This is a genomic window from Armatimonadota bacterium, assembly GCA_016125185.1.
Lineage (GTDB): Bacteria > Armatimonadota > Fimbriimonadia > Fimbriimonadales > Fimbriimonadaceae > Fimbriimonas.
Genome location: WGMG01000006.1, coordinates 492,296 through 507,326, shown reverse-complemented (window position 1 = coordinate 507,326; position 15,031 = coordinate 492,296). Strand labels below are relative to the sequence as shown.

At 59.4% G+C, this 15,031-nt stretch carries 10 protein-coding genes; 7 read left to right on the top strand and 3 right to left on the bottom strand.

Translation table 11 applies throughout. The features are described from left to right. Window positions 1-1,980, bottom strand: coding sequence for a transketolase (gene tkt / locus GC165_10205; GenBank protein MBI1333240.1), 1,980 nt, complete (start codon window positions 1,978-1,980; stop codon window positions 1-3). A 39-nt stretch (window positions 1,981-2,019) separates the two neighbouring features. Between tkt and GC165_10200 the strand changes: the two genes are divergently transcribed. After that, window positions 2,020-4,332: a hypothetical protein gene (locus GC165_10200; protein MBI1333239.1), complete on the top strand. Its 2,313-nt coding sequence runs from the start codon at window positions 2,020-2,022 to the stop codon at window positions 4,330-4,332. A 279-nt stretch (window positions 4,333-4,611) separates the two neighbouring features. Here the strand turns inward: GC165_10200 and GC165_10195 are convergent, their stop codons facing one another. Next, the gene (locus GC165_10195; protein ID MBI1333238.1) at window positions 4,612-5,076 is read right to left on the bottom strand and encodes a DUF1801 domain-containing protein; all 465 of its coding nucleotides are present in this window, start codon (window positions 5,074-5,076) and stop codon (window positions 4,612-4,614) included. Between the two features lie 301 nt (window positions 5,077-5,377). Here GC165_10195 and GC165_10190 point away from each other — a divergent pair, with 301 nt between their 5' ends. Next, window positions 5,378-8,842, top strand: coding sequence for a glycosyltransferase (locus tag GC165_10190; protein ID MBI1333237.1), 3,465 nt, complete (start codon window positions 5,378-5,380; stop codon window positions 8,840-8,842). On the opposite strand, the gene GC165_10185 is transcribed toward GC165_10190, so the two are convergent. Further along, window positions 8,839-9,546, bottom strand: coding sequence for an outer membrane lipoprotein-sorting protein (locus GC165_10185; GenBank protein ID MBI1333236.1), 708 nt, complete (start codon window positions 9,544-9,546; stop codon window positions 8,839-8,841). The genes GC165_10190 and GC165_10185 overlap by 4 nt on opposite strands. A gap of 44 nt (window positions 9,547-9,590) precedes the next feature. Between GC165_10185 and GC165_10180 the strand changes: the two genes are divergently transcribed. The 5 genes from GC165_10180 to GC165_10160 are packed head-to-tail and all read left to right on the top strand — an operon-like array spanning window position 9,591 to window position 14,810. Next, window positions 9,591-10,613, top strand: coding sequence for a hypothetical protein (locus GC165_10180; protein ID MBI1333235.1), 1,023 nt, complete (start codon window positions 9,591-9,593; stop codon window positions 10,611-10,613). Further along, window positions 10,585-11,520, top strand: a complete 936-nt coding sequence (locus GC165_10175) for a hypothetical protein (protein MBI1333234.1) — start codon at window positions 10,585-10,587, stop codon at window positions 11,518-11,520. Before GC165_10180 ends, GC165_10175 begins: the two co-directional genes overlap by 29 nt. Further along, window positions 11,517-12,587, top strand: a complete 1,071-nt coding sequence (locus GC165_10170; GenBank protein MBI1333233.1) for a hypothetical protein — start codon at window positions 11,517-11,519, stop codon at window positions 12,585-12,587. The genes GC165_10175 and GC165_10170 overlap by 4 nt, the downstream gene beginning before the upstream one ends. Before the next feature lie 8 nt (window positions 12,588-12,595). Continuing rightward, window positions 12,596-12,988: a hypothetical protein gene (locus tag GC165_10165; protein MBI1333232.1), complete on the top strand. Its 393-nt coding sequence runs from the start codon at window positions 12,596-12,598 to the stop codon at window positions 12,986-12,988. Between the two features lies 1 nt (window position 12,989). Beyond that, entirely contained in the window at window positions 12,990-14,810 is a 1,821-nt protein-coding gene (locus GC165_10160) for a hypothetical protein (GenBank protein ID MBI1333231.1), read from the top strand. Window positions 14,811-15,031: the final 221 nt, after the last annotated feature.

The following is a 15,031-nucleotide window of genomic DNA, read 5'->3' as shown; positions in this document are numbered from 1 at the left end:
CTACGCCAGCAGAGCCCTAGCCCGAGCCGCCACGTTCTCCGCCGTGAACCCGAACTCCTTGAACAGCACACCCGCCGGACCCGACACGCCAAACCGATCGATGCAGATCTGATCCGTCGAGTACTTGGCCCATCCCATCGAGCATCCGGCTTCCACCGCCAGCGTCGGAACGCCCTTCGGCAGGACCGACGTCTGGTACGAAGAGGACTGCTTTTCGAACAGGAACCACGACGGCATCGACACCACTCGCGTAGGAATCCCTTCCCCTTCCAGCGTCTTCGCCGCTTCGACGCACCACTGGACTTCGCTACCCGTGGCCACCAGCACCACCTTCGGCGTCGACGACGCCTCGACCAGCACGTACGCGCCCTTCTCCAGCGGATGCGAAGCCACCGACGAGGGAGACAGCACCGGCAGGTTCTGCCGCGTCAGCACCAGCATCGAAGGCGTATGGGTCGATTCCAGCGCAACCTTGTAGGCCGCCGCCGTCTCGTTGCCGTCGCAGGGGCGCATGGTGTTCAGGTTTGGCATCGCCCTCAGCGCGGCCAAATGCTCAATCGGCTGGTGGGTCGGTCCGTCTTCACCCAACCCAATTGAGTCGTGGGTGAACACGAACAGCGACGGGCACTCCATCAGCGCCGCCAGGCGGATCGAAGGTCGGCAGTAGTCCGTAAACTGCACGAACGACGAAGCGATGGGCTTCACGCCGCCATGCAGGGTCATGCCGTTCACCGCCGCCGCCATCGCATGCTCGCGCACGCCGTAGCAGAAGTTGCGGTTTTGGTACGCACCCGGTTGGAACGATGCCTCGCCGTGGATGGTGGTAAATGTCGATTCGGAAAGGTCGGCGCTCCCGCCCAGCAGGCCAGGGAGCACGGCGGCCACCGCGTTCAGCACGTCCAGGCCGTTCTTTCGGGTTGCGGCCGGGTCGGTAAACGTTGGCAGTTTCGAAGTCCAACCCTCAGGCAGAACTCCGTCGATCATCGCCTTCAGCTCGGCGGCTTCGGCCGGGTACGCCGACGCATAGGCGTTCCACTTCCCTTTCCACTCCCCTTCCAGGTCGTCGCCGGTGCACGCGTTGTTCATGAACGCGGCCACCTCGGCGGGAACGTAGAACTCGGGCTCCAGCGGGATGCCCAGGTTCTCTTTGGTCAGCTTCACTTCGTCTGGTCCCAGCGGCGATCCGTGGGCTTTGGCCGTGCCCGCCTTGTGCGGCGAACCAAACCCGATGACGGTCTTGCACATGATCAGCGAGGGCTTGTCCTTCACGTTCTTGGCGGCTTCGAGAGCGGCGGAAACCTCTTCGACGTTCATGCCGTCCACGCGCTGAACGTGCCATCCGAACGCGGTGAACCGCCCGTACACGTCCTCGGTGAACGCCAACGAGGTCGAACCATCGATGGAGATTCCGTTGTCGTCGTACAGGTAGATCAGCTTGCCAAGCTGGAGGTGGCCCGCCAGCGATCCGGCTTCACTCGAGATACCTTCCATCAGGTCGCCGTCCGAGACGATGGCGTAGGTGTAGTGGTCGATGACCTCGTGGCCGGGCCGGTTATACCGAGCGGCAAGGTGCGCCTCGGCAATGGCGAACCCGACTCCGTGGGCAAATCCCTGCCCCAGCGGACCGGTGGCCATCTCGACTCCCGGCGTCAGCGTATTCTCCGGGTGGCCGGGGGTTTTGCTGTGCGCCTGGCGAAATTGTTTCAAATCCTCCAAAGAAACGTCGTATCCTGTGAGGTGGAGGAGGGAGTAAAGCAACATCGAGCCGTGGCCGGCGCTGAGAATGAATCGGTCGCGATCGAACCATTTCGGGTTCTTCGGATTAAACCGGAGGTGTCGGGTCCACAGCGCGAAAGCCATCGGAGCGGCACCCATCGGGAGTCCGGGATGTCCGCTATTTGCTTTCTGAACAGCGTCAATCGAAAGCCCTCGAATCGTGTTGATACACAGGTTTTCGAGCGAAGGTTCAGCAATTCTCACAGCTATATAGGGTACCTAGTAGGTAGGTAAAGTCGCATTGTGATTGCATCCAGTCTGATCGCATTTCTGTCGCTTGCGCCGAATTGGGCCGTCGGCAATCATCTTCAACTCACGTGGGGAGGCTCGGACTATGTTCCGGTGGGCCTCCAGGTCGAGGCGGGCTCGAAGGATATCGCCGCCGGACAAGCCGCGGGCATCAAGGACTACAACGTCGAGGTCTCGGCCGCCGGACAGTGGAAGGACGTCGCCGCCCAGATGGGCGATAGTCGGTACTTTTTCACCGTCACCTCGGCCCTGCCCAGCGCTCGGGGCACCATCGTTCAGCCGCAGTACTACCGCCTGAACAACATCAAGGCGTCGCAGACCATCACGTGCAACCTGCCGGGGGCGGATCGGGCTTTTGTGGTGGTAGCGCTCTCGCGCGATGGAACCGTCATCTCGTCCAAGTTCGCCGATGTGACCAAGGGCGTGCTAAAGACCGACGTGAAGGCGGCCACCGACGCCGAACAAGTCGCGCTGATCTACCCGGTCGGTGAATCGCTGATGATGGAGGACCTGTGGGACCGCCTGGACGAGCGACGCGATCAGATTCTGCGCCAGGTGCGCACGATGGGCTCCCAGCCCGGCCTGCGCGGCATCATCAACCCGCTGGGAAGCACACCGTACCTCGCCAGCCGAGACAACGGGTTTGTGCCCTCTAGTCCGCTGTTCACCGCCGAGTTCGCCGACTACCTCAGCAACAAGTATCGCAACGTCGACACCCTGATGCGGGCATGGTACATGCAGGCGCCCAACATCGCCAACTTCACCGAGGCGGCGCAACTGTTCCCCCTCTGGAACGGGGCGCGCGGCGTCAAATACTTCTATGATCCGGTGCATGCCTCGACCATTCCGGCCGACCCTCGTAAGTCGCAGTTCTGGTCGGACCTTGCCGAGTCGATCAGCAAAACGCGCATTCGGCGCGTGCATCGCATCATCCGCTCCATCCGCAAGGCGGCGGGCGTGCCGGTGTTCCAAGATTGGGCCGGTTGGAGCTGGTTCTTCGAGAACCCCGAAAACCAACTGACGGGCCTCACCATCCGCCTGAATAAGTTCAACCCGTCGGCTCTGCTGGATTCGCTGTCGGGGGCGATGAGCTCGAACCTGCGGAGCGTGGCTCCCGGTCCGGTGTTCGCCATCGACGTTCCCTACTCGCCCGACCTCGACCAGCCGTCGGTGCTGGAAGACCTGAACGTCTACGGCATCCGCGGGCTGTTTGTGCGGGCGACCAAGGACGCCGATTACGCCAAGATCGCCAAGCTGTCGCTGGGGGCGACGCAGATGCGGCCGGACGCAATCTACTTCCCCGTCAACGCCTCAAACCCGGCGTACGCCCAAAAGCTGGCCGGAAACCTGCTGTGGCTTCCCTCTCCTGCCGACGGTAACCGCTTGGACCTTGGGCCGGATATCAGCGGGTACCAGATGTCCGATGGGCAGAACATCACCTACGTACTGTGGACCAACGGCCCGCGTACGACGGTGGACTTCCGCCTGGCCAACCCAACGACTGCGCAGATCAAGGGGCTGATCGGCCTCCCGCCGGTGGTCTCGGTGACCAAGACGGGCCTTCGCATCGAGTTCGACCACTCGCCGATCTTCATCACTGGAGCGGCCGGATGCCCGGTGCCCGAAAGCGAATTTGTACGCCTGGAGCGCGAGATCGGCAACCTGATCGGCATCGCCGCCAGCCAGCACAAGGACACGTCGATCGAGACGGTGGACTACCGCGCCTACCGGGAATTGATCGATAGCCAGCCGGACAAGGCGTACGCCGTGGCTAAGCGGGTCGAGCATAGCCTCAATAACATGCTTACAGGCATGATTTGGGCCGAGTTCGAGACCAGTGGCGACCACACGTTCAGCGAGGTGATCGAAGACGCCGGATGTAGCAACGGGGCGTATCTGACGGTTCGAACGCCGCTGGCCAGCGCTACCGGCCTCGTCCAAGCCACGCTGAACGTGCCCCAACGCACGACCGGCAACCTGGAAGTGTGGGTCGCGGCCAAGATTCCTAACCTCGACGACCGCCAGAAGCTGAAGCTGAAGATCGGCGGTCAGACGATGAGCTTCACCGCTCCGCCCCTGAGCCCATACGGAAGCGGCTTCGCTTGGTACCGGCTGGGCACGACTCGCCTACCGAGCTTTAAGACTCCGGTGCGGGTGGAGATCGAGGGCTCGACCACGACCGATGTGTCGCTGGACTGCCTCGTGCTTTCGCCGATGGCGTTCACGCCGAATAACGTCCACCAACCCGACTTCATCGTCGCCACGCCGATCGAAAAGCCGAAAGACAAAGGTAAGTCGGGGGGATAGGGGTCGGGCAGTCAGGAGTTGGGAGTTTGTAGTCGGGAGTTGGCAGAAGGGAAATACTTGGATCGCTCCCTCAGTGCCGAGGAATAGGACAACCTTTCGACGTTCCAGGCAGAGGTTCTGAGGGTAAGAGAACCTCTAGTAGACTTATGCCCAAGCAGGCGAACTGGAGTCCAAAGACAAGTCCCAGTATCTGGTGGAACTGCGGTTAGGTTCGCATCCTTGTGAGCGAGACGCTCACATCTCCCAAAGAGCTACCCCCAACTGCCGACTGCCAACTCCCTACCTCTTCCCCTTCCCCGGCCGCATCGACTCGTAATGCCGGATGTACTCCTCCACCGAAATCTTCGACAAAAACCGTCCCACCAACTCCAGCGGCAGGTCTTCGACCTTCTTGAATCGAAGACAACACGCCCCCATATCCAACTTCTTGCCCGACTCCTGATATGCCTGGATGAATTCCTTCGAGTATTCCGCGTCCGAATACAGGCACGACAGGTAGAGCGACATGTAGTTCTTCTGCGAGGCCAACGCCACAAAGGGGAGTGGCTGTTTGGGATCGCAGTGGTACCCCGCGGGATAGATCGAATGCGGCACGAAGTAGCCGATCATGCCGTACTGCATGCCCTCCTCGTACCCTTTCGGCAGGTTCTGCAGGATCGTTGCTCGCACGGTCTCGATGGCGGCGCGACGGTCTTCAGGCAGCCCCTCAAGGTACTCGGCCACGGTCGCGGCTTTGCTGGTCATACCGACCTTTATAACACAAAAAGAAAGGGCCGACTCTTTCGAATCGGCCTGTTGGGGAGGGGATTGGTTTTGGCTTTTTGCCAACAACTTCTTTGTGGGAGTTGTCTCTTTTTCTGACTCCCGCACTGGGGGTATTTGTTCAGGCTGTCGCCAAAATACCTACTAAATCGTTAGATTTGTCGAATTTGTACCCGGCAAGGGTTCTCAAAAATGGCCGAACCAACGGGGTGATGTCGCGCGTTACCCTAGTTAAGCGCAGCCCGCTTATGAAACACTAACCAAGCGAATTGCGGCTCCATTCATGAACAGGCAAGTTTTCCACGATCCAACCGGACGACGTCGCGGCATTTTTAGCCGGACCTTGGCCGCTTTGGTCTTCTTCCTCCTGATCCTCTTCATCGCCTTTGGCATCACGCTGGTCTTCACGCCCAACCTCGCCGGTCTACGGGCCCAGTTCCGCCCGTTCCGCATTATCTCTCCGCCTTCTATTGCTCGCTCGCAACGCGCCCATGAGCTCGATCACATCCGACCGCAAGTCGTCGATCGTAAGCATCCCGCCAAGTCGAAAGCGCCAACCGACTCCATCGTACTCGGCTTTCTGGCTCCTTGGGAACCGACGTCGCTCGATTCGTTCCGCAACGCCGCACCTCACCTCACCCATGTTTCGCCAGTCTGGCTCCGCTTGAATCCCAACGGCGACGGCATCGATACCCGCGACTTCGACCTGAAATCCAACCCCAACAACGGCGAAATCATCACCATCGCCCGGCGCAACAACGTGCGGATAGTGCCCATCCTCTCCAACGCGATGGAAGGCGCCAACGATGGTCTGTTCGACCCCAAACGGGTCGATAAGATGCTCCGTTCGCCGACCGCGCGCAAAAATCTCATCACATCCTTGGTCGGTTTTCTAACCGATAATCGTCTGGCTGGCATTAACCTCGACTTCGAAGACCTTGATGAGTACGGCGAGAACAATATCGCTGGATTCCTGAAAGAACTTGGACCTGCGCTCCACAAGGGCGGTTTCGAACTTTCAATCGACGTTCAGACCACCGCCGACGAACTCAACGTCAAAGCCTGCGCCGACGCGTGTGACTACCTGGTCCTCATGGCGTACGACAAATCCAGCGAGGATGGAAAACCGGGACCGATCGCCCCGCTGGATTGGAGCGTCAAGCAGGTCGATCGCTTCCTGCTCCGCGCTCCTGCGGACAAGGTCGTGATGGGCGTCGGGAGCTATGCCTATGACTGGAAGAACGGCAAGGCCGGAGCCGCCAGCCTTAGCTATGAAGAGGCGATCTCGCAGGCCGATGGCTACCTCGATGAGTCACCGAAAGATGCCTTCGATTTCGATCCCGACTCGCTGAACATGCACTATGAGTACGTGGACGACGACGACAAATCGCACCACGACGTCTGGCTCCTCGATGCGGTTTCGGCCTACAACCAATGGCAATCTGTCCGGTCGAAGGACCTCAAGGGCGTGGCCCTTTGGTCGCTCGGTACCGAAGACCCCAGCATCTGGAAGTGCCTCGACGCCCAGACCCTCTTCGCTCCTCCCGACCCTAAAGCGCTCTCCGTCATCGACTTCCCGCGCCTCATCGACTTCACGGGCAAAGGCGAACTCCTGAAGGTCGAACGGCGGCCGCAATCGGGCCAACGGTCATTGGAAATCGACCCCGACACTCAACTCATCACCGACCAAAGCTACGAGCAATATCCGTACTCCTATGTCATTGCGAAGTCCGGCTACAAGCCCAAGCAGTTGGTGCTCACCTTCGACGACGGCCCCGATCCCCGCTACACGCCGCTCGTCCTCGACGAGCTCAAGAAGCTGAAAGTGCCCGGAACCTTCTTCCTCGTCGGCGAAAACTGCGAACGCTACCCGGACATCGTGCGCCGCATCTACGACGAAGGGCACGAGATCGGCAACCACAGCTTCACCCACCCCGACCTCGGTCCGCTGGGCCAGAGTCAGGCGAACTTGGAGATCAACGCCACCCAACGCGCCATCGAGTCGCTGACCGGCCACGGAACCCTGCTCTTTCGCCCGCCGTACAACGCGGACAGCCAGCCGGAGACCAACAACCAGGTCCTCCCCGTCGATTGGGCGTCGGTCCTCGGCTACACCGTCGTGGGCGAAAACATCGATCCCCACGACTGGAGCCCGACCATCTTTGACGAGAACGGCAATCCCAAGAAGCACACCGCCGAGGACATCACCGAAGAGATCATTTCCCAGATTCAGAGCGACGAGGAACAGCACCAGGAAGGAAACATCATCCTGCTCCACGACGCAGGCGGCAACCGCGAAGAGACCATTCGTGCACTCGGCATGGTGGTGCCAAAGCTCCAGGCGATGGGCTACAAGTTCGTCTCCGTCGCCCAGTTGGAGGGCGTGGGACGAGACAAGGTCATGCCCAAAATCGCGCCCAACGAGGTCACCAACGTCAACCTTGACCGCCTCGCCTTCTGGCTTTTCTTCTCCTTCCAGTGGCTCCTGGCCACTCTTTTCATTGTCGCCATCGCGTTAGGAATCGTCCGAATCTTCTTCCTGCTCCCCCTCGCCCTCGTCCACTTCCGACGGCGGCCCCAGTTGGACGTTATTCCCACCACCGGACCGACAGTGTCGGTGCTGATCGCCGCCTATAACGAAGAGTCCACCATCGAGGCGACGGTGCGGAGCGTGTTGGCTTCCCGCTATCCCTTAGCCGAGGTGATCGTCGTGAACGACGGGTCCACCGACGGCACACGCGAGGTCATCGACCAACTGACCGAGGTCGTCGCAATTCATAAGGAGAACGGCGGTAAAGCATCAGCCCTCAACGCCGCCATCGAGCGAGCCACCGGCGAACTGCTTTTCTGCATCGACGCCGACACCCAGCTCGACCCCGATGCGATCGGGTGCATGGTTCCCTACTTCGATGACGAAAAGGTCGGCGCAGTCGCGGGCAACGTCGAGGTCGGAAATATCCACAACGTCGTCACGTCTTGGCAAGCGGTCGAATACCGCACCAGCCAGAACCTGGACCGCCAAGCCTACAGCCAGCTCAACGCCATCACCGTCGTGCCCGGCGCGATTGGAATGTGGCGTCGCGAAGCAGTGGTCGCCGCCCAGGAATATCAATCGGACACGCTCGCCGAGGACATGGACCTCACGTGGCGCATCCGCATGTTGGGCTACAAAATCGACACTGAGAACCGGGCCGTCGCCTACACCGAGGCTCCCGAAACGATCTCGGCGCTCTTCCGCCAGCGGTTCCGATGGGCGTTTGGCACGCTACAATGCCTATGGAAGCACCGCCGGGCGTTGGGGCGCTACGGCTGGTTCGGACGCCTTGCGTTGCCGACGCTTTGGCTGTTCCAGGTCATCTTCCAGATACTCGCGCCGATCATGGACGTGAAGATTTTCTTCGCTATCATTTCGGCCGTCATGGTGTATTTCTCACCAGTGCCGGGCTCCGACCCGCAGTCGAGCTACGGCAAGATCGTTGGCGAGGCTCCGCCGCCCAAGATCACCGACGCCCTGCTCCCCATCATCGTGCTCTACGGCGTATTTCTGGGCCTCGAGCTGATCTCGGGGTGGGTAGCGTACAAGATGGACCGCAAGCCGGCGTGGCGCTTGTGGTGGCTGATCCCTCAGCGGTTCGTGTACCGACAGCTTATGTACGCCGTCGTCCTGCGCGGCCTCTGGCGGGCCATGCTGGGCGTGCCCCAGGGTTGGGGCAAGCTCAAGCGCACGGGTCGAGCGAAGCTCAGTTAGATATCGAAGATGCTGTCGGAAAGGCCTTCGTTCACCTTGATATTGGTGTACTTGGTTTCGCCCGCCAGTTTGTTGTCGGCATTCAGTACCTGCATAACCGTCGGAACATAGATGCCCTTGACCTTCACCGGGCTCGAAAAAAGGAAGGTCGCTCGAAGCTGGCCCTCCGTTCCGTACCACTCGCGTCGGGTCACGTAGTGCTCATCTTTGTCGATCCAAACGCGGTGTCGCACCGGATAGTTCAGCGACGACGCGAATGTTAGATCGAACACCGGGTCGCCAGACTGCCGGTCGAACCGCACAAACTTCGGATGGAGGAAATCGGTCGCTGCGGCAGGAGTCAGAAGGATGAAATCCATCAGCGTTTGCCGCTGACCAGGCTCCTCGGAAACGTTTGACTTCTTCTTGATGCGAAGGGCGGGAACGCTGATCAACTTGCTTCCGCCGTTTACGATGGTCATCACTGTCGTCTCATCCGACCGTGCGTCCATGCGAAGCTTGAAGGGCTCTTTTGCCCTGACTGTGGCCGAGTCGATCGAGTACTGTTGTACGAACGATTGATCGATCTTGCCAAGTTCTTTGGAGTTGCGCTTCGTCATCGAAACATTGAAGGTGATGTCCTTGAGTCCGGAAGGCAGGTAGGAATCGATATTCGTCGATTGAGTGCCTCCCAAAATCATCGCTGCCAGTGTCGTTGTCATCATAATGTGCTTCTTCTCAGGGGTTTGACTCGTATACTATCCAAAGTATGCAGACGAATGGGCCTGTCCAGGATTACGCCCGATATGTGTCTGCTACTACCTCTAAGCTTCTACGTCCGCACGCCCCGGGTGAGACGTCGGATGCGGCAATTTTTCTTTACCGAAGGTCATTTTCGGCAATTGCAAACTTAAGTTTACTGCCCAGTCTCTTCATCAGTGGCTTTGCCGTCGTTTTCTTCGAACTCCTCTTTCCCCGCCTGTTCGAGACCCGCTACCAAAACGACACATCTAGCCAAATCCTCGAGTTCACGCTCTATCTTTTCGGCGGACTGACGGCCGGTTTCATCGTCGCCACCATCGGTTTAGCCAAGGTCGCAACCTACGCCCACGTGCTCGTCGAAGCCGAGGTGAAGAACGAAGAGATCAACCAAGTCGAGATCGAGCGGCGCGCTCGGCCCTACTTCAGTCTCGCCTACAAAACGATGCTCCGCACGGTTTGGTACACGCTTTCCATCGCGTTCCTTTCCGTCATCCCGCTTATCGTTTCCGGACTCCTCGTCGGCATCACGGGCGAAGGAAACGTCATCCCCGGCATCCTTGGCATACTCTCGATCTTCTTCATTCCCGTTGGCATCATTTGGAGCCTGACTCGACTCAATATCGGCCTCGGCGCGATCTCCGTCGCGCTCAACGAAAACAAGAGTCCGAAAGAAGCTATCGAGCGTGCCAAGTACCTCTTTGGGTCCAAATCCAAGCCGGCTCCCAAGGCCAACCCCGCCGCCTCGGCCATCGGAAGTACCTTCCTGATCTACCTCTTGCTCCGTGTCGGCTACTCGTCGGCCATGGCCGCCATCGGCATCCAAGACTGGGTCCGCAATGCCATGCCGTCGCCCTACCTCAAGGTTATCGCCGACATCGTGTTGGGCATCCTGCCCGAATTCCTCGCTATCTGGCTGGTGACGCCGTTCGTTGCCATCGCCGCCGCCCTCTTCTACTATCAACGGCGCATCTGCGTTGAGGGCCTCGACATTTCTATCCTCTATGAGAAGCTTCCGTCGAGCCGCCGTTAGCCTGTTCCTGATCGGACTCGCGATAGCCGCCATGGCGGATTGGACGACCGTCAGCAAGAAGTTTCATGCCGCCAAGTCGCGAGAGGGGGCCATCAAAACCCTCAGCGAGAGGGATGGGTCCGGTGATGCCAGCGACGAGGAGTACCTGCACGAGCTCATCGACGACTACAATTCGGCAACCACCAACGACGCCAAAGAGTCCACTTATCAGGAGATCGTCAGCTTCGTCGACTCCAGCGCGGCGGCCGAGTCCTTCTCCACCGTCAAGGGCGCGAAAGCCAAGGCCCAAGCTATCAAGAGCGATCCACTCTATAAAGCCGAGCGCGAATCCACCGCCTCCAACTGGATCGAGAAGATGCTTGAGCGCCTACGCAATCTCTTCAAGCGACAGGGCCCGGCGACTCCCGATCTACCCCAGCTTCCAACTTGGATTGGTGGGCTCCTGCAGGGCCTTTTCTACGTCATTGTCGGCGTAGCCGTGATTGGCCTCATCTACCTCATCACCAAGATTCCGTGGTCGTGGACCAGCCGCGGCAAGGTCAAGCGAGCCCGAACCGGCATGCTAGAGGAAGGCGAAGAGCTGCTGACCGAAGACGAGTACCTCGCCAACGCTGACAAGCTCATCGCCGAGGGCCGCTACCGTGAGGCTTGCCGAGCCCTGTATCTCGCTTCCCTGCTCCGCATCGACGCGGCCCGCATCGCCAGATTTGAACCCACCCAGACCAACTGGGAACACCTGCGCCGAATCGAAGCCAGCCCCACCCGCCCGTCGTCTTTCGATTTCCGACCAGCCACCAAGGCGTTCGACCTGGCTTGGTACGGCTACCGCGCCAATAGCATCGCCGACGTCGAAATCTTCCGGTCAACCTACCTCAGCATCCGCGAACTTGCCAAGGAGGCGGCATGAAACAACCCGGCAAGATCGCCTTTTGGATCTTCGGCATGGTGGTCCTTGCCGTGGTCATCCTCCAAGCCGGACGCTACTCCTTCACCCAAGACAACTCATCGAAGAACTACGGTCCATCCGGCACCTCGGCTTTCCTTGAGCTGATCAAGCAGTCTGGATACAAGGTCACCGTCGATCGATCGCTGACTCCGAAGGCCGACAAAACCCTGATCATTCCCGCTGTGGACTACAACCGCAAAAAGCTCGGCAAGTTCATTAGCAAGCTGCCATCCGGCAGTCGGGTCGTCGTGATCGACCTTCCCCTTCCCGATTTCTTTGGCCAGAAAGAGCCCAGTCTGGTTCCTGTTCCGGTCAGTAGCAAGGTCACGCGCAAGCCGGTCGGCAAAATCGAACCGGGCAACCTCAAGCACACCACGACGGACGACGCTCTGCTGGAAAACGGCAACTCGACGCCCGTGCTGGTCGGCCCAGACGAGTACGAGAGCTACGCCGACTCCACTTTCAAAAACGGCGTGCAACTTGTCGAACTCTACAACGGCAACTGCGCGACAAATAAGTATTTGGACGCCTCGGACAACGCCGATATCCTGATGGGACTGATCAGCATGGCCGTTCGTTCCGGCGAAGACGTCACTTACGTCGACTCGTTCGCCACTGACGACGTCGAGGCAAGCCTGCTTACCAAGCTCGGCCGCCCCTACGAAGCGGCTTGGAACCAGGTTCTGATCCTTCTCGCGGTCATCTTCGTCACCCTCTCGGTGCGTTTTGGCCTTGCGCCGCAGACCCGTGTCCAACAGCGAGGCGGACGAGAGTTAGTGGACGGCCTGGCCTTCATGACGCGCCGCAAGAAGAGCGCCCGGTGGGCCCTACGCGCCGTCTTCGACCGAACCCTTGCCGAAATGGAGCGACGCCACCGTGTCAGCCGGGAGCAGATCATCCAGCGTCCCGACCACTACATGGAGGCGGGCGATGCGATGAAGCTGAAGCTCATCGAAGCGGCGACTCTCGACGACATTACCGAACAAGACGCCGTTCGACAGGCAAACGAACTCAAGCGACTGGTATAAGTGAAGGTATGAAGCGGACTCTTTCGATTCTCGTCATGGCGCTGGCCGTGAGCGCCCTCGCTCAACAAGGAACCCGACAGATCAGCGACGCCAAGCTCAAACAGCTCAAGGCGGAGTACAAAACAACGAAGGCCGCTTACGCCAAGAAGCCGAAGGATGTCGCGACGAAGAAGAAGTACGTGGATGCCACATTCGCCCTCGGCATGGGCACGATGTACGCAGAAACCCTGACGCCGCACGAAAAGTACGCCGGTGCGCTCGCCTACTTCCGCGAGGTTCTCAAAGTCGAACCGAAGCACAAGCTCGCCAAAGAAAACTACGACCTGATCGCTGGAATCTACAAGAAGATGCACATGCCTGTGCCTGGCGAAAAAGACAAAGGCAAGGGCGAAAAACACTAAGGTGCCGGAACTCAATGACGAGCAACAGCTAAAGATTTTTCGAGCCTACACAAAGTGGCTCGCCTTGGCAATTACCGTGCTCGTCGCGTTGCCGGTGCTCCACGCTTACCTCATCCGCCCTAACGGGAGCCTCTACCTCGGCGTCCAATACAACCTGGACGATCACATGGTTTATGCCGGGTGGATGCGTCAGGCGATGGAAGGCCATCTCACCTTCGAGAACCGGTTCACCACCGACCCTCAGCCTGGCCTTACGCTGCACCTGTACTACCTGGTGCTCGGTTGGATCGCCAAAGTGCTTGGAATTCCGCTCACCGTCACCATCGCGCGGCTCTTCTTCACCTTCGTCTCCGTCACCCTACTCGGTCGCCTGGTCGAGTTCGTCACCGACAAGGTGTACACCCGTAAGCTCTCGCTTGCCATGGCGGTTCTGGGCGGTGGCATCGGCTTTCTGGTGTGGCACAACTTCGGCCAAGCCATCGTCAAGCCCGGCAACGACTTCCTGAAGGACCTTCTGCTGTCACGTCTGCCGAATGATGTGTGGCAACCAGAAGGCTTCTTCCTCTATAGCGCGGTTACCAACAGCCTGTTCATGGTCAGCCTTGCGCTGATGCTTGGCACGCTCATCTCCGTGCTGAGGGCCCAAGAGTCTAAGAAGGCGGTCCTACCGGGAGCCGTTTGCTTCGGCCTGCTGATGAACATCCACAGCTACGACGTGCTGTTGATTGCCCTCTCGCTGGTCGGCTTCGTGGTGGCCCTGTTTGGAGCCAGGCTCGTCACGAAAGAGTGGTTTCTTCGCGCCTCCGTCATCGGCCTGGGGGCGGTTCCCTTCGCGCTTTGGTTCGTGTACGTACTGAAGAACGACCCCGTCTTCCAGGCGAGAGCCGAGACCCTGACCTACTCGCCAAACTTCCGCCAAATCTTTGCCGGATACGTCCTGCTGATCATCCCCGGCTTGATCGCCTTGTTCGACAAGAAGAAGCTCCCGATGGCCGCAGTCGGAGGCTTTTCGATTCTCTTGATCGTCATGCTCGTGGCCGCCAAGGATCATTTGACGGACGGTTACTTCATGTCGATGCCATTCTGGGCAATGGCGTTCGGTCTGGTCCTGGTGTGTCTGTATCTGCTCCGACCATCGAAGCCTGGTCTGGCTCTGGTGGTCGCCTGGGCCCTCGTCGGCCTCATCGCGCCCTACTTCCCTGCCCTCTTCCAGCGCAAGCTCACCATGATGCTGAGCGTGCCGTGGGGCATCCTCGCCGGTATCGGCATCGCCGCCGTTCTCGAGAAGCGCGAGCGCGGACAGCGCAACCTACTGGCCACCCTCGGCATTATCGTCATCTCCGCCACTGGCATCCGCTGGTTCTCGCGCGAGTTCACGTTAGCTAAAAAGGACGTCTCCAACACCACTGTCCACTCGATCTACTATTCAACCGACGTCGATAAGATTCTTGACATCCTCCGTCCGCTGGGCCGCAACGCCGTCATCGGAGCCCTGCCGGGCATCCCAGCCCCCACCAAGGCCGAAGACGGAAGCATCGAGCCCGACTCGTACGATACGCCGATCATCAGCGACCTCAATCCAATCCTCGTTGGGATGGCCGGATGCCGCGCCTACGCAGGTCACTGGAGCGAGACGCCAGACTACGCGAACCGGCGAAACCAACTCACCAAGGCTCTCACCACTGACCGGCCGAGCATGGCTCAACTGCCGGTGACACACCTGGTCCTACCCAAAGACGGAATCGACGGCGTACCCGTCGAATCGTACGGAAAAGTGCTCTACAAAGGCACCGAATGGGCTTTGATCGAGACCGGCAAGTGACCAAATTTCGAACCTGAATCGCAGGTTGAGCCGGTAATTTTCACAGGGTTTTCACCCATTTTCAGACATCGCTTTGCAAGCATCTGAATATGTCTGAATTTAGAAATTCAGGTCGACCAAAAGCCGTTGTAGCATTAAGTCCTCGCAGCCAGAACCTGGAGCGATTGGTGAGGAATTTCGAAGTGGAGAATCCCCCGTACTCGCCTGACTCTGCGCTTTAG